The 18324-nt window shown below is 69.1% G+C and carries 21 protein-coding genes; 4 read left to right on the forward strand and 17 right to left on the reverse strand.

The genetic code is table 11. The annotated features are described in order from the left end of the window. Positions 1 to 54 precede the first annotated feature (54 nt). The 6 genes from C458_RS10095 to C458_RS10120 form a co-directional block, all read right to left on the reverse strand. The gene (locus C458_RS10095) at positions 55 to 816 is read right to left on the reverse strand and encodes a Nif3-like dinuclear metal center hexameric protein (protein WP_008575409.1); all 762 of its coding nucleotides are present in this window, start codon (positions 814 to 816) and stop codon (positions 55 to 57) included. Between the two features lie 141 nt (positions 817 to 957). Further along, positions 958 to 1740 carry an arginase family protein gene (locus C458_RS10100; RefSeq protein WP_008575410.1) on the reverse strand — a complete coding sequence of 261 codons (783 nt, stop codon included), beginning with the start codon at positions 1738 to 1740 and terminating at the stop codon, positions 958 to 960. Between the two features lie 16 nt (positions 1741 to 1756). Next, entirely contained in the window at positions 1757 to 2131 is a 375-nt protein-coding gene (locus C458_RS10105; protein ID WP_004062652.1) for a translation initiation factor IF-5A, read from the reverse strand. A gap of 94 nt (positions 2132 to 2225) precedes the next feature. Further along, positions 2226 to 2654: a DUF5518 domain-containing protein gene (locus C458_RS10110; RefSeq protein WP_008575411.1), complete on the reverse strand. Its 429-nt coding sequence runs from the start codon at positions 2652 to 2654 to the stop codon at positions 2226 to 2228. A gap of 57 nt (positions 2655 to 2711) precedes the next feature. Further along, positions 2712 to 4388 carry an AarF/ABC1/UbiB kinase family protein gene (locus C458_RS10115; protein WP_008575412.1) on the reverse strand — a complete coding sequence of 559 codons (1677 nt, stop codon included), beginning with the start codon at positions 4386 to 4388 and terminating at the stop codon, positions 2712 to 2714. An 8-nt stretch (positions 4389 to 4396) separates the two neighbouring features. Then, entirely contained in the window at positions 4397 to 4765 is a 369-nt protein-coding gene (locus C458_RS10120; RefSeq protein WP_004062650.1) for an Hsp20/alpha crystallin family protein, read from the reverse strand. A gap of 140 nt (positions 4766 to 4905) precedes the next feature. On the opposite strand from C458_RS10120, the gene glp reads away from it, so the two are divergent. From glp to C458_RS10135, 3 genes are all read left to right on the forward strand, one after another. Next, positions 4906 to 6126 (forward strand): gephyrin-like molybdotransferase Glp, encoded by a 1221-nt coding sequence (gene glp, locus C458_RS10125; RefSeq protein WP_008575413.1) that lies wholly within the window; start codon positions 4906 to 4908, stop codon positions 6124 to 6126. Next, positions 6123 to 8027, forward strand: coding sequence for a molybdopterin biosynthesis protein (locus C458_RS10130; protein ID WP_049896744.1), 1905 nt, complete (start codon positions 6123 to 6125; stop codon positions 8025 to 8027). The genes glp and C458_RS10130 overlap by 4 nt, the downstream gene beginning before the upstream one ends. A 99-nt stretch (positions 8028 to 8126) precedes the next feature. Beyond that, positions 8127 to 8873 carry a response regulator gene (locus C458_RS10135; RefSeq protein ID WP_008575417.1) on the forward strand — a complete coding sequence of 249 codons (747 nt, stop codon included), beginning with the start codon at positions 8127 to 8129 and terminating at the stop codon, positions 8871 to 8873. 71 nt (positions 8874 to 8944) lie between these two features. Here the strand turns inward: C458_RS10135 and C458_RS10140 are convergent, their stop codons facing one another. The 8 genes from C458_RS10140 to C458_RS10175 form a co-directional block, all read right to left on the reverse strand. Further along, positions 8945 to 9613: an HAD family hydrolase gene (locus C458_RS10140; RefSeq protein ID WP_004062646.1), complete on the reverse strand. Its 669-nt coding sequence runs from the start codon at positions 9611 to 9613 to the stop codon at positions 8945 to 8947. 46 nt (positions 9614 to 9659) lie between these two features. Continuing rightward, entirely contained in the window at positions 9660 to 10055 is a 396-nt protein-coding gene (gene lwrS, locus C458_RS10145; protein WP_008575420.1) for an LWR-salt protein, read from the reverse strand. Then, positions 10052 to 10327, reverse strand: coding sequence for a 4a-hydroxytetrahydrobiopterin dehydratase (locus C458_RS10150; RefSeq protein WP_004042202.1), 276 nt, complete (start codon positions 10325 to 10327; stop codon positions 10052 to 10054). Before C458_RS10150 ends, lwrS begins: the two co-directional genes overlap by 4 nt. A gap of 45 nt (positions 10328 to 10372) precedes the next feature. Continuing rightward, on the reverse strand, positions 10373 to 10906 hold the full coding sequence (locus C458_RS10155; protein ID WP_223173929.1) for a hypothetical protein: 534 nt from the start codon (positions 10904 to 10906) through the stop codon (positions 10373 to 10375). 61 nt (positions 10907 to 10967) lie between these two features. Beyond that, positions 10968 to 12362: a glutamyl-tRNA reductase gene (gene hemA, locus C458_RS10160; RefSeq protein ID WP_008575428.1), complete on the reverse strand. Its 1395-nt coding sequence runs from the start codon at positions 12360 to 12362 to the stop codon at positions 10968 to 10970. Then, positions 12359 to 13006, reverse strand: a complete 648-nt coding sequence (locus C458_RS10165) for a bifunctional precorrin-2 dehydrogenase/sirohydrochlorin ferrochelatase (RefSeq protein WP_008575429.1) — start codon at positions 13004 to 13006, stop codon at positions 12359 to 12361. The genes hemA and C458_RS10165 overlap by 4 nt, the downstream gene beginning before the upstream one ends. A 1-nt stretch (position 13007) precedes the next feature. After that, positions 13008 to 14069 (reverse strand): Lrp/AsnC family transcriptional regulator, encoded by a 1062-nt coding sequence (locus C458_RS10170; RefSeq protein ID WP_008575431.1) that lies wholly within the window; start codon positions 14067 to 14069, stop codon positions 13008 to 13010. Between the two features lie 182 nt (positions 14070 to 14251). Continuing rightward, positions 14252 to 14650, reverse strand: coding sequence for a DUF5778 family protein (locus C458_RS10175; RefSeq protein ID WP_008575434.1), 399 nt, complete (start codon positions 14648 to 14650; stop codon positions 14252 to 14254). A 108-nt stretch (positions 14651 to 14758) separates the two neighbouring features. Here C458_RS10175 and uppS point away from each other — a divergent pair, with 108 nt between their 5' ends. Further along, positions 14759 to 15688 carry a polyprenyl diphosphate synthase gene (gene uppS, locus C458_RS10180; RefSeq protein WP_004062639.1) on the forward strand — a complete coding sequence of 310 codons (930 nt, stop codon included), beginning with the start codon at positions 14759 to 14761 and terminating at the stop codon, positions 15686 to 15688. A gap of 27 nt (positions 15689 to 15715) precedes the next feature. Here the strand turns inward: uppS and C458_RS10185 are convergent, their stop codons facing one another. From C458_RS10185 to C458_RS10195, 3 genes are all read right to left on the reverse strand, one after another. Continuing rightward, positions 15716 to 17077: a serpin family protein gene (locus tag C458_RS10185; protein WP_008575436.1), complete on the reverse strand. Its 1362-nt coding sequence runs from the start codon at positions 17075 to 17077 to the stop codon at positions 15716 to 15718. A gap of 70 nt (positions 17078 to 17147) precedes the next feature. After that, positions 17148 to 17516, reverse strand: a complete 369-nt coding sequence (locus tag C458_RS10190) for a hypothetical protein (protein WP_008575437.1) — start codon at positions 17514 to 17516, stop codon at positions 17148 to 17150. A 154-nt stretch (positions 17517 to 17670) separates the two neighbouring features. Continuing rightward, complete coding sequence (locus C458_RS10195; RefSeq protein WP_008575438.1) at positions 17671 to 18279, reverse strand: undecaprenyl diphosphate synthase family protein; 609 nt, start codon at positions 18277 to 18279, stop codon at positions 17671 to 17673. Positions 18280 to 18324: the final 45 nt, after the last annotated feature.

An 18324-nucleotide genomic window follows, 5' to 3' on the forward strand; every position in this document is an offset into this window, starting at 1 on the left:
GAGATGTGTATAAGAGACAGGCCGTGCCGCGGGTTGGCAGGCGCTCGGTCGCCCCTACAACCCGGTCGGATGGCTGACGTACTCGGTTTCGAGCCCCCACTCGTCTGCGAGGTCGCGCAGGCTCCGCACCCCGAACGTCTCGGTCGCGTAGTGGCCCGCGAGGAACACCGAGACGCCGGCCTCCCGCGCCTCGTGGTACACCTTCTGTTTGCCCTCGCCGGTGACGAGCGCGTCGACGCCGCGGTCGATGGCCTCGTCCAGCCAATCGACGCCGGAGCCGGTGACGACCCCGACCGACGAAATCTCGTCGGGGCCGAAGTCGAGGACGGTCGTGCCCGCGCTCCCGTCGAGTTCGTCGAGCGCCGCCCGAATCTCGTCGGCCGTCTGCGGCGACTCGAAGGTCCCCGCCTGCCCGATGTGAATCGGGCCGAGCGAGCCGAACGGCTCGGTGTCCCCGAGGCCGAGGTGGTCCGCGACGCCGGCGGCGTTGCCGAGTTCCTGATGGCCGTCGAGCGGGAGGTGCGAGACGTAGAGCGCGAGGTCGCCGCGAACCAGCGGCTCGATGCGGTCGAAGTCGCGGCCGGTCAGCCGGTCGAGGCCGCCCCAGACGAGGCCGTGGTGGACGACGAGCAGGTCGGCGTCGGCGTCGAGCGCGGCGTCGATGGTCGCCTCCGCGGCGTCGACCGCGAAGGCGACGTTCTCGACCGATTTCTCGTCGGGACCGACCTGCAAGCCGTTGGCGCTGGCGTCCACGTCGGCGAAGTCGTCGGTCGCGAGCGTCTCGTCGAGTCGGGCGACGATGTCGGAGAGCTGCATACCGGGGAGTGGTGACTCGGGGACTTGTAAGGAACGGGACGGTGCGCGGTTCGGTGGTTCGCTATGTCGGCGGCGGCGCGCGCGACTCGGCGGTTCGTGGCGACCGTCAAGCGGTCGGCGCTCCGCCCGACCGTCAGTCGCTTACGACCGCCCGGCGGCGTGCGAGAAGACGAACTCCCGGAGGAGCTTCGCCGCCAGCGACGCGGCCTGTCCGTCGTCGCGGTCGTTGACCTCCACCACGTCGAAGCCGTCGGCGTGAGGTGCGACCGCTCGGACCACGTCTCGCATCTCCCGGGAGGTGAGGCCGAACGGCTCTTTGGTGCCCGTGCCGGGCGCGAACGCCGGGTCCGCGGCGTCGATATCGACGCTCAGATAGACGGACTGGTCGCCGTCGAACTCCGGCTCCCAGTCGGGGACGGCCTCGGGTTCGATCACGGTCACGTCGTCGGCCGCGGCGCGCTCCCACTCGTCTGGCGAGCCGGTTCGCGCGCCGAGAATCACGGCCTCGTCGACGCCGAGTTCGTCGAGGACGCGGCGGGTGACGGTGGCGTGGCTCCACNAGATGTGTATAAGAGACAGCACGTCGGGTTCGACGCCGGTGACGCCCGCGGCGGTGACGGTGTGTTCGCCGCCGAGGACGACGGGGACGGCGTCGTCCCAAACGGCGTCGCGGACGCTCCCGGCGAGCCACTCGACGTACTCAGGTGCGTCGTCCCACGCGCGGATGTCGCCCGCGTCGTGGACGCGCAAGTCGGTGAAAAACTGGTCGGTACGCCGGTCGTAGTCGTCGAACGACTCGGCGAACCGACGGATTCGATTCGGTCCGAAACGGGTTCCGGGTTCGAAGGACGTCGAGATGTCGAGCGGAGCGCCGAGAAGGACGTAGTCAGCGACCTCGCGGTCTGCGGTTGCTCCGGGGAACATCTCTGTGGCCCCCCGTTTAGACGATCTTTCGCTGGCCTTCGTACTCGAGGTACTCGATCTCGTCTTCGGGGTTGAGGTCTTCTTCCTCGGGGATGCGCATCGTGAACGTCTGATACGTTTCGAGGTCCATGATCTGGGCGTCCTCACCGGTGACGGAGACGACCTGGCCCTGCTTCCGCTCGATGATGGGCACCCACACCTTCGCGTCGACAGGCTGGGAGAGCGAGCGCTTCTTGCTGTCGAAGACGCCGCGGGCTTCGACGCGCGCCTTCGCGCTGCCGTGCTTGCCCGGCTTGGCGGTACTGTAAGCGTTGATTTTGCACGGCTTTTCTTCCATCATGACGTAGCTTCCTTCTTGGAGCTCGCGCACCTGCTTCTGCTCTTTCGCCATGTCTCTCCGTTATCGGATGGAGGGTATAAACGGTTTGGAACCGTCTTCGCACGCGAATCTCTGCCGTGGAATGCGCGGCCGTCGGCCGGTTCGGTCAGGCGTCTTCGACCGCGTCGACCTCGGCCATCTCCGGGTCGAACCACGTCCCCGTCGCGTCGCGTCTGGCGCGGCTCCCGAGCGCCCCGGACGCGACGTTCGGCAGCGCGAGCGCGAGCATGATGGCGGTCGTCAGCTCGCCGGGCGTCTCGACAAGCGGGATGACGTACTGGAACGGAAAGAGAATCGGCGTCCGTTCGAGAAACGTCAAAAGCACCGACAGCGGCATGAGCAGACAGCCCCAGGCGACGCCCGCCATGAGGCCGTGCCACCCGCCGTCGGCGGGGTCCGTGCCGACGACGTAGCCGGCGAGCGCGCTCCCCGTGACGCCGCCGACGAGCGTGAACTGCCCCGTCATCGCGTAGACGAGCGATTCGGTGCACGCGGCGAGACACACCCCCACGAACACCGGTCGCCACTCCGTCATGCTGAAGAGCGTGTCCGCGAGAGCCGATAAAATTACGCGCCCGATTCTCAGTGTTGATTACTCTCTGCGACGCTCTTTGAGGTTCTGCCGGGTGAACTGCGGCGTCGTCCGGATGCCCTTCCGCGAGCGGAACGACCGCCACAGGAGCAGGGCGACGACGCCCGTCGGGACGCCCGCCGCGCCGACCGCGACGAGGTTCTCCGGGTTCAGCGCGTAGATGATGACCGTCGAGACGAAGCCGAACGACAGGAAGATGCCGTAGATGAGTCGCTTCGCCAGCTTGTCGAGGACGCCCCGGTTGTCCTCCAGCCGGACGTTGAGCGTCAGGTTGTCGCGGTCCGCCCGGTCGAGGACGCGTTCGAGCTTGGGCGGCACGCGGAACAGCGACTGGGCGGTTTTCTGGCCCTGCTGGCCGACGCCCTCGATGATTTTCTGGACGCTCTCCTCGCGGTAGCCCTCCTCGGTCAGGTAGTCGGTCGCCACCGAGATGAAGTCGAACTCGGGGTCGAGCGTGACGCAGACGCCCTCGACGACGCCGGCGACCCGGAGCACGAGCGCGAGGTTCCGCGGGAGTCGCAGCGGGAACTCGTAGATGGTCGATTCGACCTGTTCGAGGATTTGGTTGACGCGGTACTGCTCGATGTCGTCGCCGCGGGCGTCGGCGATGGCGAGTTCCATCACGTCGCCCATCACCTGCCGGTCGACGTTCGGGCTGAGCGTCCCCATCTCGATGAGCGTGTCGAGGATGCCGTCGACGTCCTGGTTGGCGACGGCGATGTAGAACTCCACGATTTTGTCCTGGACGAACGGGTCGACCTCGCCGTGCATCCCGAAGTCGTAGAAGATGATGCGGCCGTCGTCGGTCACGGAGAGGTTCCCCGGGTGGGGGTCGGCGTGGAACACGCCGTCCTCGACGATCATCTGGAGGTAGATTCGCTGGAGGTTCGTCGCCAGTTCGGTCCGGTCGATGCCGCGGTCGTCCAGCGCGTCGATGTCGTTTATCTTGGTCCCGGGGAGGTACTCCATCGTGAGCACCCGGTCGCCGGAGCGCTCGGGAACCGGCTCGGGGATGACGAGCGTGTCGTCGTCCGCGAAGTTCTCCTGAATCTCGACGAGCGTCTCGGCCTCCTCGGCGTAGTCCATCTCCTCGCGGATGGTCTTGGCGAACTCGTCGGCGAGGTTCTCAAGCGAGAACGCCCGCCCCTCACCGATAAAGCGCATGAGAAGCGGCATCGACCACCGAATCACTCGGAGGTCGGCCTCGACGAGGTCTTCGATGCCGGGGCGGCGGACCTTGACGGCGACCTTCTCGCCCTCGTACTCCGCGACGTACACCTGACCGAGGCTCGCGCCGCTTATCGGGTCGCTGTCGAACGCGTCGAACGCTTCTTCGACGGGGCCGAGTTCGGCTTCGAGGACGGCCTTCGACTCGTCCCACGGCGCGGCCGGCACGTCGTCTTGGAGGCTGCCGAGCACCTCGATGTACTCCGGCGGGAGGATGTCGGGGCGCGTCGACAGGAGCTGTCCGAGCTTGATGAACGTCGGCCCGAGCGTCAGTAGCGACTCCAAGAGGACGTCGGCGCGCTCGACGCGCATCTCGGTCGTGACGCGTCGGCCGCCGCCGAACAGGAGGTACTTCCGCTTGTCACGGGTGTACGCGACGATGAGCGGAAAGAACTGATACAGGACGACGAGGAACCGCCAGTAGGCGCGGAGGTTGACCAGCGTGACCACCCGCCTCGTCAGGCGTCTTCGTCGCCGGTGGTAATGGGGATGGTCCGCTCGGAGGCGGCCTCGCGCTTGGGGAGCCGGATTTCCAGCGTCCCGCGTTCCATCGACGCCTCGGCCTCGTCGGCCACGGCGTCAGGCGGGAGGGGGACTTCGGCGTCGAGGAACAGCGGTCGTTCCTCGCGGACGTAGTCGAACTCGGCGGGAAGCTGTTTGTCGCGTCGCGCTTCGACGACCAATCGGCCTTTCTCGACCCGAAGCTCCGCCGTCTCGGCGGTCACGCCCGGGAGGTCGAGGACCAAGAGGTAGGACGTCTCGGACTCCAACAGGTCGGCGAACACCGCGTCCGGGAGGTCGGACAGCGCGTCGCGCAGTGCTGACATGAACGCTCATAGGGAGCCGGGGTCGAAAAACCCGGCGGTCTCGCGCGCTCGCGCGAGCGCGAGACACCAGCTCGGTTCTGGAATCGCCAGCCGCCGCGCCCGAGGCCGACGCTTTTTGCCCCCCGAACCGAAGGGTCGGTATGAACCACGACGACCGACGCACGGCCGGGTTCAAGCAACGAACGCGGCTGTCGGACGCCCGCGAGGAACTTCTCGCGGCGGCGACGCCGCACGACCGAACCGTGCGCCGACCGCTCGCCGAGGCCGACGGCCGGCCGCTGGCCGAGGACGCGGTCGCGCCCGCCGACGTGCCCGGCTACGACCGCGCCGCCATGGACGGCTACGCCGTTCGCGCGTCGGACACTTTCGGCGCGAGCGGCCGGTCGCCGAACGTCCTCCGCATCGTCGACGGCCCGGTCGAACCGGGGACCGCCGCCCGCGTCCACACCGGCAGCGACGTGCCCGACGGGGCCGACGCCGTCGTGATGGTCGAACACACCGAGCGCCTCGGCGACGAACTCGAAGTGTTCGACGCGCTCGCGGAGGGCGAGAACGTCGGGGAGCGCGGCGAAGACGTCCGCGAGGGAACCCCGCTGTTCGAGGCCGGTCACGAGCTTCGCCCGTCGGATATCGGCCTGCTTCGCTCCGTCGGCGTCGAGGAGGTGACGGTGTTCGAGCGCCCCCGCGTCTCCGTCATCCCGACCGGCGAGGAACTCGTCGAGTCCGATCCCGGCCCCGGAGAGGTCATCGAGACCAACGGCCTGACCGTCTCCCGGCTGGTCGAACGCTGGGGCGGCGAAGCGAGCTACCGCGACATCGTCGTCGACGACGCCGACCTGCTCCGCGAGGCCGTCGAGTCCGACCTCGACCACGACGTTGTCGTCACCACCGGCGGGTCGTCGGTCGGTGAACGCGACCTCATCCCCGAGGTCATCGACGATATCGGTGAGGTACTCGTTCACGGCGTCGCACTCAAACCCGGCCACCCGGTCGCGGTCGGCGTCGTCGAGGACACGCCGGTCGTCATGCTTCCCGGCTACCCGGTCGCCTGCGTCGTCAACGCCTTCCAGTTCCTCCGGCCGGTGCTGAAGCGCGTCGGCTCGCTCCCCGAGCGCCCCCTGCCGACGCAGGAGGCGACGCTCACCAGAAAACTCCCGAGTTCGCCCGGCACGCGGACGTTCGCCCGCGTCAAACTCGACGCGTCGGGCGACGAGGCGACCGCCGAGCCGACCCGGACGAGCGGGTCGGGCATCCTCTCCAGCGTCGCGCTCGCGGACGGCTGGGTCGTCGTCCCCGAGGAGATAGAGGGCTACGACGAGGGCGACACGGTCGCCGTCGAGGGCTGGGAGTGGTCCGCATGAGAAAGCAGTTCCGCGACCTCGCCTCACCCGAGGACGCCCGCGAGGCCATCGCGTCGCTCGACCTGACGCCCGGCGCGGAGAGCGTGGCGCTCGACGACGCCCGCGGCCGCGTCCTCGCCGAGCGCATCGACGCCGAACTCGACGTGCCCGGCTTCGACCGCGCGAGCATGGACGGCTACGCGGTCCGCGCCCGCGACACCTTCGGCGCGGACGAGGCCGACCCGGTCGAACTCGACCTCGCCGGAGCGGTCCACGCCGGCACCGAACCGGACGTGACCGTCGAAGCCGGGACCGCGGTCGAAATCTCCACCGGCGCGGTGATGCCGCCGGGCGCTGACGCCGTCGTCATCGTGGAACGAACCGAGGAGCGAGACGGCTCGCTCGTCGTCTACTCGTCGGTCGCCCCCGGCGACAGCGTGATGCCCGCCGGGACCGACATCGCCGCCGGTGCGCGCGCCCTCGGCCCCGGGACGCGCCTGACGCCCCGCGAAATCGGCCTGCTGTCGGCGCTCGGCGTCGACGAGGTGCCGGTTCGCGGGAAGCCCACCGTGGGCATCGTCTCGACCGGCGACGAACTCGTCCGGCCGGGCGACGAACTACGCCCCGAGGCGGGCGAAATCTACGACGTGAACTCCTACACCATCGCCGCGGGGGTCGATGAGGCCGGCGGCGTGCCGAAGCTCTACCCCCACGCGGGCGACGACTACGAGGAGATGGAGCGCCTGCTTCGGCGGGCGGCCGACGAGTGCGACCTCGTGCTCTCGTCTGGCTCCACGTCCGCGAGCGCGGTCGACGTCATCTACCGCGTGGTCGAAGAGCGCGGCGAACTCCTGCTGCACGGCGTCTCCGTCAAGCCCGGCAAACCCATGCTCGTCGGCACGCTCGGGGAGGGGAGCGCCTACATCGGCCTGCCGGGCTACCCGGTGTCGGCGCTCACCATCTTCCGGACGTTCGTCGCGCCGGCGGTCCGCGACGCCGCGGGCCTTCCGGAACCCCGGACCGCGACGGTCGAGGGGACGATGGCCGCCCGCGAGCGGTACGCAGAGGGCCGGACGCGGCTCATGCCCGTCGGACTCGTCGCCGACGGCGACGGCAACACGCTCGTCTACCCCGTCGACAAGGGGTCCGGCGCGACGACGAGCCTCGTCGAGGCCGACGGCGTCGTCGAGGTCCCGGCCGACGTGGAGTACCTCGCGGAAGGCGAGTCGGTGACGGTCCACCTGTTCTCGCCCGACGTTCGCGCGCCGGACCTGCTCGGCGTCGGCGAGGACGACCCCGCGCTCTCGCGCGTCCTCGACCGCGTGTCGTCGCCGCGGTATCTCCCGTTCGGCTCCCGCGAGGGCCTGCGACGGCTCCGAGACGGTATCTCGGACGTGGCCGTCGTCGCGGGCGACCGGGGCGACGCCATCGACGACATCGACGCGGTCGAACTCGGCTCGTGGACCCGCGAGTGGGGCCTCGTCGTCCCCGCCGGCAACCCCGACGGCGTGTCCGGCCTCGCGGACCTCGTGGACGACGACCTCCGCTTTATCAACCGGGATTCGAACTCCGGCCTGCGGACCGACCTCGGCAACGCGGTCGCCGCCCTCGCCGACGAGCGCGGGACGACCCGCCACGAACTCGTGGAGTCAATCGAAGGGTTCGACCGCGGGACGAAGGCGTTCGAGAGCCCGGCGCGGACGGTCGCCGCCGGCCGCGCCGACGCGGGACTCGGCCTCCGCGCGACCGCCGACTCGCTCGGACTCGACTTCGTCTCGCTCGGGACACAGCCGGTCGCCGTCCTCGCGAATCCGGCCCGGATCGAGAAACCCGGCGTCGACTCGCTCCGCGACGCGCTCGCGGCGAGCGACGATGCCTTTGCCGACCTCGCAGGGTTCGAGAGGGGCCAAACACCCCGGTAACCCTTTAGGAAGTCGCCGCGAGCGGTTCAGATAGTCGCGTTCCGCTGAAGTATAAACTAAGTGGAACGTTTTTATCCACGTAGCGTGTATAACTGGTATATGAACCGCCCGCTAAAGGTCCTACACGTCGACGACGACCCCGAGATGCTCGCCCTCTCGGCCGCCGCGTTCCGCCAACTCGACGCCGTCTCCTTTCTCACCGCCGAGACGGCGACGGAGGCGCTCGACGTCATCGCCGCCGAGTCGGTCGACTGCGTCGTGAGCGACTCGCTCGTCCTCCCCAACGGAGTGCCGCTCGTCAAGGCCGTCCGACAGGAGCACGCGGACATCCCCATCCTCCTGTTCACGGCGAAAGAATGGCCAGAGGTTGCCGATGTCGCCTCGACCGCCGGCGTCACCGAGTACGTCCAGAAGGCCGGCCCCGGCGACCTCGCGACGGTCCTCCAGCGCGTGCGCGGCATCGTCGACGACGACAGCGCCGACTCCGCGCTCGCCGTCGGCGCCTCCGCGGTCACGCAGGCCCTCGAAGACCACGCCGACGCGGCCGCCGAGGCCACGTTCGGCCTCGACGATAACTGGGAACTCGTCGGGCAATGGTTCGGTGACGAGGAACTCGGCATCGTCATCGTGGAAGCCGTCGAGTCTTACGGCGGACTCTCGGCCATCGAGACGCCGCTGTACGAGTACATCGACACCGACGCGCTCGAAGAACTGCTCCGACCCGTCGTCGAGGACGAAGAGCGCCCCGGCATCGAGGTCCGGTTCCCGTACGAAGACGTTCAGGTCGCCGTCACGAGCACCGGCGACATCTTCGCCCGCCCGACGCCCGAACACACGCTGTCCTGAGCGTCGACTCTTCTCGGCCGCTGCCCCCGCGATTCCCGTGGACTCTGTCTCTGTGAGCGGAATCGGCCGACCTATCCGGAGCGAACGAGGTCGTCGAAGCTCTCGACGCGGTACTCCCCGAGCACGCAGCGCCCGCGGTGTTCCGGACCGTGGCGCTCGACGTGGATGCCGTCCAAACCGGCGTTCCACGCGGCCCCGATGTCGCTTTCGCCGTCGCCGGCGAGCACGCCCGCGGTGCCGCCGTCGGTCAGGAGCCGGTCGTCCAACCCCAGCCCGCCGATAGCCCGCCGCACCGGCGCGGCGTCGGGTTTCCACCCCGTCTCCTCGGTGCAGCAGACGACGGTGTCGAACCAGTCGCGCACGTCGAGATGGTCCAACACGGGGTCGGTCAGGAACTGCTGACAGTGCGTGACGATGCCGACCGGCCGGCCGGCGGCGTGAATCTCCTCGATGAGGCGCTCGGCGTCGTCGTGGAGGTACGTCACTTCGGCTCGCTTTACGGGGTCTTCCTCGCGGTGGAACGCGGGCCAGAACTCGGCGGGGTCGATGCCCCACTCGCGGAGCATCGGGTCGCGCGCGCCGCCGAGTCCGTGCCAGATGGTCTCGGCTTCGCGGTCCGTGAACTGACGACCCAGTCGGTCACCGACGCGGTCGAACACGTCGCGCGTGTACGACCACTCGGCGTCGACGAGGGTTCCGTCGAGGTCGAACAGCCAGAAATCGTAGTCATCGGCGACCATTCGGACAACACAGTACGTCAGGCGTGGATAAATGTCTTGCCCCGCGTCACGAATCGCTCGATTCGACGCGAATCGCGCTCCCGAAGTACTTGTGGAGCACCTCGCGGACCGAGTCGGCGTTGAACGCGTCGAGGTCCGCGGCGACGGCCTCGCGGAACGCGTCCAGCGACGCCTCGTCGGCCCGGACCTCGGAGAACGAACACGAGACGACGGGGGCGTCGAGCCACGACGACGCGAGGTCGCGGGCGTGCCGCTCGTCGTTCACCTCGCCGCGCCACAGCGCGTCGCGGAACAACAGCCAGCCCTCCTCGCCGGGCGGCGGCGGCGTGATGCGGACCGTCGTCTCGAACTCCCGCGGGTCGGTCTCGACACCGGCGGCGGCGTCGAGGCGGAAGCGAACCCGGAAGACGTAGGTGAGTTCCGCGGTCTCCCCGTCGCTCACAGCTCGTCGTCGAACAGGTCAGCGAGTCGGAGGTCCTTATCCGTGATGCCGCCTTCCTCGTGGCTCGTGAGGCGGACTTCGACCTCCTGGTACCGAATCGTTATCTCGGGGTGGTGGAACTCCTCTTCGGCCACCTCGCCCACGCTGGCGGCGAACGCCACGCCGTCGAGGTAGTCGTCGAACTCGTAGACGCGGACGATTTCGTCGCCGTCGCGTTCCCAATCCGACCCGAGCTGTGCGTCGATTTCGTCGTCCGAGAGCAGCTCTGCCATGCCGAACCCGTCGGGTGGCACCCCGATAAGGATTCTGCCGGATTGTCAGGTGTCGCCCGCGCGGACGACGAACCGCGGCCCCGTCAGGAGCCGTCGTCGCTCGCGGTCGCGGCCGCGGACGACGCGTCCCGTCACCGAGACCTCGTCGCCGCGGGCGACGACCCCCGTCACTTCCTCGCCGCCGAACGCGACGTGCCCGCCCGGCGGGACGCGAACCCGAACCTCGCCGGTCGCGTCGCGGAGGACGAACGGGCGCGTCGCACGGCCGACGACCGGCCGACCGCCGTCCCCTCGTCGGCCGTCGCCGGCGCTCGCCTTGCCCCGCCAGACCTCGACCGCCGGCCCGTCGCCCGCGACGCCCGCGACCGTGCCGACGACGGTCGCCCGAGCGACGCCGTCGAGGTCGTGAACTCGTCGTTCCGGGGTCGCCCCGACGAGGCGGCGACGCGCTCGCGCCCGGAGGCGGTTCACGAGACGCCGGCCGACGGCTGGGAACGCGCTGGCCGCGGCTCCTCGGTGGTCGGCGTCGAAACGGGAGCCACACACGAGGCTCGTCGCTTTCGGTCGGCGTGGTAACATCGTCGCGGAGTGGTCCCGCGTTCGGATAAGAAGGTTCGGTCGTCGGCCGCTTCGGCCGCCGTCAGTCGTCGGAGAGCTGTTCGAGAACGCGCCGCGGGACCTCGCCTTCGAGCGCCTCGCGGTCGAGGTCCTCCGGCGGCTCACCCGAAAACTCGATGGACGGTCCGGACGGCTCGGACGGCCCGGCCGACTCCGACGCCCCGAGGTCGCCGAAGTCGGGATTGAACAGCTGCATGGCGGTCTGGATGGTCGTCCAGTCGTCGTCGCCGGCGGCGTCGCGGAGGCTCTTGGTCGGCGCGGCGAGGATTTGGCCGACGAGCGCGTCCGCGAGCGACTCGACCGTCTCGCGTTGCTCGTCGGTGAGGTCGCCCTGCGATTCGAGCTTCGACAGCGCCGTCGACACCTCGCGGCGCTTGACGTGCTCTGCGGCCTCGTACATCGAACTGATGGCCTCGTCGGCGCGCTTGCGCTTGTAGGCGGCGAGCAGGCGGTCGAACTCCTCGTCTATCATCGCCTCGACCTCGCTGGCGGCGCGCTCGCGGCGCTCCGCGGTCCGGTCGGTCACCGTCTCCAAATCGTCGATGTCGCGGACGCGGACGCCGGCGAGGTCGCTGGCGTCGGGGTCGATGTCCCGCGGCTGGGCGATGTCGATGAGCATCGTCTCGCCGGCGTCGCCCAACTGCTCGGACGTGACGACGTAGTCGGGGCTGCTCGTGGCCGTGATGACGAGGTCGGCGTCGCGGAGGCGACCGCGGAGGTCGCCCAGTCCGGCGGCCTTCGAGACGCCCGGAACCTCGCGGGCGAGGTGGCGGGCGTTGGCGACCGTCCGGTTCGCGACGACGAGGTCGCCCACGTCGACCGACGCGAGCGCCTTGGTCGCCAGCGTGCCCATCTCGCCGGCCCCGACGACGAGGGCGTCCACCTCGCCGATGGGTGCGTCGAGTTCGGCCCGCGCGAGCCGGACGGCGGCGCTCCCGAGGGAGACGGCCCCGTCGTTGATTGCCGTTTCGTTGCGGGCGCGCTCGCCGACGTGAACGGCCTTCATGAGCGCGTCTTCGAGCATCGGGCCGATGGCGTCCCGCTCGCGGGCGGCCTCGATGCCGGCTTTGACCTGTCCGAGAATCTGGTCCTCGCCGAGGACGAGCGATTCGAGCCCCGACGCCACGCGCATGAGGTGGCGCAGGGTCTCTTCGTGGTCCATGTGGCGGACGCTCCCGTCTCGAACGTCGGGAGCGAAATCGTCGAGCGCGCGGCGGCCGTCGGCCGCGTCGTCGGTGACGACGTACGCCTCGGCGCGGTTACACGTCTGGAGCGAAAACGCCTCGGAGACGCCGTCGCGGGCGAGGAGTCGCTCGACGACGGTCTGAACGTCGTCGCTCGACGCGGCTTCTATCTCGCGAACGCTGGCCCGGTCGTGGGCGACGCTCACACCGGAGATGACGCCCGAATCTCTCATGAATCACCTCGCTGTGTGTCTCGTATCACGCGCGCTGCCTCTTGGCGGGGATTTGCATCGCCGGTACGTAAAGCCTTCCAAACCGACGGGTCTCGCACGACCGCGCGAATCGCATCACGGCGCTCGGCCGGCGACCGGTCGGACGCCTTGAGATCCGCCCGGAGCTCCGCGGTCAACGCGGCCATCTCGCCGGCTCCCGCCAACTCGGCTTCGACGCGCTCTCGGAGGTGCTTCGAGAGCGCCGGGCTCGCCCCGCCGGTCGTAACCGCGACCGACACGTCGCCGTCCTCGACGGTGGCCGGGACGACCACGCTCCCCGCGTCGCGCTCGCCGCTCCGGTCGGCCCGGTTGACGAGTGCGCCAGCGTCTCGGGCGGCCGCGACGACCGCGTCGTTCACGTCGTCGTCGTCGGTCGCCGCGACGACGAGCGCCGGGGCGAACCGTTCGACCCAGTCGGCAACCTCGTCGGGCGCGGGGGCCGCCCGAACGAGTTCCGCGTCGCCGAAGTCGCGGTCAGCGAACGCGGGGCTGACGACGACGGTCCGCGCCTCGCGGGCGAACCGGCGGGCCTTCCGCGCGCCGACGGGCCCCCCGCCGAAGACGACGACCGTCTCGTCGGAGAGGTCGTGGACGAGTGGAATCATCTCACTCCGTGTTCGCCTCGGCTCGTTCGTCCAGTCTGATTCCCGTCTTCTTCAGGATGCGCGTCGAAAACAGGGTGTCCCAGTCGTCGTCGCCCACGTCCCAGTAGTCGCTCATGACCTCGCGCACCTGCTCGATGCGGGCCTCGCTTTCCTCCTCGGAGCGGCCGTGGGTCATGGCGAAGAAGTTGTACGGCCAGACGCCCTCGTGTCGCGGCCGGCGGTAGCAGTGGGTGACGAAGTCCAGCGCGGCGATTTCGGGGCCGACCTCCATCACGAGGTCGTCGGGGACGTTCCAGACGGTCATCCCGTTTTCCGAGTAGCCGAGCGCGTAGTGGTTCGGGATGACGCCGACGCGGCGGACCTTCCCCTCCAGATTGAACCGCTTGATGGTCTCGACCACCCACGACGGCTCCTGTCCGATGGCCGCCGCCACGTCGGCGTAGGGCGTCTCCGTAATCGGGAGGCCGCCCTGAATCTCCATGACGAGGTCGCGCTCGTCGGGCGTCAGCGTTCGGGCGTCCGTCGGCTCCGCGTCGGGGCCGAGGTCCGAGAGGTCGAGGTCGCCGTCCGAGATTGGACCGTCGAGCAGGAACTTCGCGCCGACGTGGAACTCGCGGCGCTTGGGCATGTTGTACGTCGTCTGGCCCGTCTCGTCTTCGATGTCACCGAGCACCTCCGCGACCCGCGACTCGTCGGCGACCGAGACGACGAACCACATGTTCAGGTGGGGATGCTCGCGCTCGTAGTTGTGCGCGACCTCGCGGTGGGCGTTCACCTGCTCGGCCACCTCGTCGAATCGCTCGGGCGGCGCGTGCATGGCGACGAGCGTCGCCGTGCCGCCGATTTCCTCGGCGTTGACGAGCGCGCCGAACCGCGAGAGAACGCCCTCCTCGTCGAGCGTCCGCACCCGCTCGCAGAGGTCGGTCGCCGCCACGTCCACCCCGCGCTCGCGGAGCGCGGCCGCCGCTGGCTCGAAGGGACGTTCGACGACGGGGAAGCCGCCCTGGAAGGCGTTGACGATGGCGCGGTCGAGACGAGAGAGGTCCGCGTCCGCCTGTATCATGGGCGTCACTCGGGATGCGAGGCGGATAAACGCCTCGCTTGTTCTCACCGCGGCGAACAGACCCGAACGCCCGGCGATCCGTCCGTGAACGCTCGACGCGGGCGGCGCGAGCGCCCGGCCCGTGAAGTAAAAAAAAGGATGTTCGAGCGTCGAGGGGTCGCGGCCCGCCTCAGGGGGCCGACTTAGGGAACCGGCGTGACGCGGTCGATGTCGTCGAGCGCTTCGAGGCCCTCGACGATGGCGTCCTGGTCGGCGATGGCCTCGTAGTAGAACACGAGGTCGAACGTGCCGTCGCGGACGAGCTGTTGGCACTCCCAGACGAACTCGTCGTCCTCGACCGAGAGGCCCTGGAACTGGTTCGACGAGAAGTCGGTGTCGTCGTTGCCGGCGTAAATCCACGCGTCGCCCTTCCCCGCGTGCTCCGCGATGACATCGTTGATTTCGACGGTCAGCTCCTGCATCTCCAGGTCCTCGCGACTTGTGAGGTCGGTGTGGACGATGGCCCCGACGAGTTCGATATCGCCGGGTTCGAGCAGCGCGAGGGTCCGCTGGTAGAGGTCCTCGTCGATGGTCTCGCTCATGTCCGAGTCTTCTCGGGGAGGTACAAACGGGTGGCGATTCGTCGCCCGCCGCACCGTGCGACGGTGTAACCCACAAGACACATTGCCCCGGGAGACGACCGGCGGTATATGTTCGGGTGGGTCCGACGCGGCTTTCGACGCGCCTACGAGCGGGTGCTCGACCGGGAGATAGACGACGGACCGACCCACGTCGCCATCATTCAGGACGGCAACCGCCGGTACGCCCGGAAGAACGGCGACGACGCCCCCGACGGCCACAAGGCCGGCGCGCAGACGACCGAGGACGTGTTGACGTGGTGCGAGGAACTCGGCATCGAGGAGCTGACGCTGTACACCTTCTCGACCGAGAACTTCGACCGCCCGGAACACGAGCGCGAACCCCTCTTCGACCTCATCGAGGACAAACTCTACGAGTTCGCCGACTCCGAGCGTGTCCACGACCGCGAGGTCGCCGTCCGCGCCATCGGTGAGGTCCACCTGCTCCCCGACCGCGTCCGCGACGCCGTCGAGTACGCGGAGTCCCGGACCGCCGACTACGACGGCTTTACACTCAACATCGCCCTCGCGTACGGCGGCCGGGCGGAACTCCTCGGGGCCGCCCGCGACGTCTGCCGGGCGGTCGAGCGCGGCGACCTCTCGCCCGACGAGGTGGACGTGTCGGCGGTCGACCGCCGCCTGTCCAGAAAGCCCGTCCGCGACGTGGACCTCATCATCCGCCCCGGCGGCGACGAGCGCACCTCGAACTTCCTGCCGTGGCACGCCAACGGCAACGAGGCCGCCGTCTACTTCTGTGCGCCCTACTGGCCGGAGTTCTCGAAGGTCGACTTCCTGCGCGGCATCCGCACCTACGAGTCCAGAGAGCAGTCGTGGCAGCGCACCCGAACCGAGCGCGCCGTCACGCTCGTCCGGGCCGTCGCGGAAGTGGAGTTAGAGGACGCCCGCACGGTCGCCGGTCGCCTCCGCGAGCAACTCCCCTCGTCGGGGGCCGACGAGGTGTCCGCCGAGTTGGCGAAGCGGACCGACGAGACTGCCGACTGAGTCGGTCGGCTCGGGCTGTTTTCACAGTTATTCGTCGCCCTGCGCGGCCCCGGCGTCGACGACGCGGCCGTAGAACAGTATCGCGTCCGTCGGCCTGTCGCGGATGCAAAACAGGAACGGCCGGTCGAACCGGAGTTCGCCCCAACTCGGCGGGAGCGACGACTCGACGACGACGCCCGTCGCCACCGCGGCCTCAGTCCCCTCCTCGTCCACGGAGACGAACGATTTGTGGAACACCTCGTCGATTGCGAGGCCCGAGCCGTCGCCCTCGGTCATTCCGCCGAAGTCGGCGTCCGAACCGAACGCGGCGGACATCCCGAGGTTCGACAGCGCCTCGGAGAGTCGGACCTCGGTCTCGAACTCGAACCGCGGGAGCACGACGTCCCCGATTCGCTCTCGCATCGCCTCGAAGACGCCGAACAGCCGGCTTGCGGTCAGACTTTGCTCGAACGACTCGAACTCGCCTTCGTCCGGGAGCAGCAACACCATCGACACGTCTCGCCCGACGTACGGCAGTTCGACGGCCTGCGCGTTCGGGAGGTCGACGTAGTTCGCCTTGAGTTCCTGCCGCATGAGTGGCACCGTCGACTCGGAGCCGTCCAGCGCGGTGAACGTCCCGTCTTCGGTGTCCTCGGGGTCGAACGTGTGCGCCCACTGCGCCATGAAGTAGATGGCGTTGGTGAGGACGAGCGACGTGTCGGGCGTGACGGAGCCCGCCGGAAGCAGGTCCTCGATTCGGCCCTCCGTCCGGTCGGCCACCCACCCGTTGATTCGCGCTCGCTCGCCGTCCGGGTCGCCGGCGAAGTCGGCCCGCCGGACCCCGCCCCCGTAGTTCGAGTCGAGGCGGTCGAGGAATGCTTCCGAGAACGCGAACCCTTCGCGCCCCCACAGGGCGTTCGCCACGGCCAATCGGAAGGCGTCGGCTTCGTCGCCGTCGACCGGGTCCTGAGCGGTCTCCCGCGCTTCGAGCGCCGCCCGTAGGTCCGCGAACGCCGGGTGAACGTCCTCCCCGAGCGTGTAGTGGAGCGTCGCTTCCATCTGTTCGCGGGTCGTTCCGCGAGCGCCCGCGTAGGTCATCGCCAGCGCGACGGAGATGCTGTACGGCGAGAGGAACTGGTTGCCCCCCTGTTCGGACGCGACCTGTCTGTGCAGGTCGAGGGCGAACTCGGCGTTGCCGGCCGCGAGCGCGGCGAGTCGCTCGTCGTCCACGCTCGGTTCGCCGGTCGGCGGTTCGTCGTTCGGGGTCTCTGTCGGCGTGTCCGTGGTCGCGGTCGCGGTGGCCGTCGTCTCGGTCTCGGTCTCGGCGGGTGGCTGCCCATCGCCCGTACAGCCGGCTATCGTCGCGGCGGCGAGCGCGCCCGACAACGCCAGCACCTCGCGGCGGTTCATGCCGGAAGGTTCAGCGGTCTAACAATATGTCTTCTGTAAGCACAAACAGCGGTTTGAGAGACCGCAGGGGTCACGCCGGCGGTCGAACCCGCCGTCGGAACGTCCGCCAGCAGAACCACGCCAGTAGCGTGGCGCTCTGCCCGAGCACGATGGCGACGAACTCGGCTTCCTGCCGGGGCCACAACACCAGCATCATCCCGATGTAGGCGACGGTCGGAACCCACGAGCGCCAGTCGTCGTAGCGCGATTCGAGGAACAGCCACGGCGGAACCATAGCGACGCCGACGAGCGCCCACGCCCAGTCCGGCGGGGCGGGTCGATTGAGCCAGAGAATGAGCAACAGCGAGAGCGCGAAGAGGACGTGCCCGTCTTCGAGCCACTCGCTGGGCGGCGGTGGCGGCGGGAGGAGGTCGGTTCGCTCAGGTGAGGTGGAGGGCATTGGGTTCGTGTTGATATTCAGTCACTATATCTGTGCGGTTGAGGAGGGTGTGTCGGCGATGTGGCTGCGTGCCAGAGCGGTCGGCACCGCCGCCACGGGATTCGGCCTACCGGCCGAACTTCTGTCGTACTCTTCGAGCACGACAGCGTTTGGCCTACCGGCCAAACCTCCGCTGGCGGTCCTGATAGTCCCGCAGCGCCCGCAGGTAGTCCCGCTTCCTGAAGTCCCGCCAGTTCACGTCGGTGAAGTAGAGTTCGGCGTAGACGGACTGCCAAATCATGAAGTCCGACAGGCGCTCCGCGCCCGTCTTGACCACGAAGTCGGGTTCGTCGGGGAACACGAGTCGCCGTTCGATGTCCGCGGCGTCGATGTCGTCGGGGTCGAGCGCGCCCTCGTCGACCTCCCCGGCCAGCGACCGGACGACCGACGCGAACTCGCGTTTCCCGCCGAGGCCGATACTGACCTGCACGGGGGCGTCGGCGCGCTCGGTGTCGCCCGGTTCGCGGAGCTCGACCCGGTGCGGAACGTCGAGGTCGCGGAGTTCGCGGGCGAGCGTCGGGACGACCGCCTCGTCGAGGACGCTCACGGAGATGGTGACGCGGTCGCTGCCGAACTCGAACGCCCAGCCGACGAACGCTTCGAGCGTCTCGTACGCGCCCTGTTCCAGCAGGTCGCGCTCGGTGATGACGAGCGCGACGTGCTCGGGGGCGTCGGCGTCGTCGAGGCGGAACCGGAGGGCGAGATAGGAGTCGTACAGTCCCACGGGAGTCGTTCTCGCGGGGATTCTCCTAACGCTTCGGGTTCGGTG

The organism is Haloferax sp. ATCC BAA-644, from assembly GCF_000336975.1.
Lineage (GTDB): Archaea > Halobacteriota > Halobacteria > Halobacteriales > Haloferacaceae > Haloferax > Haloferax volcanii.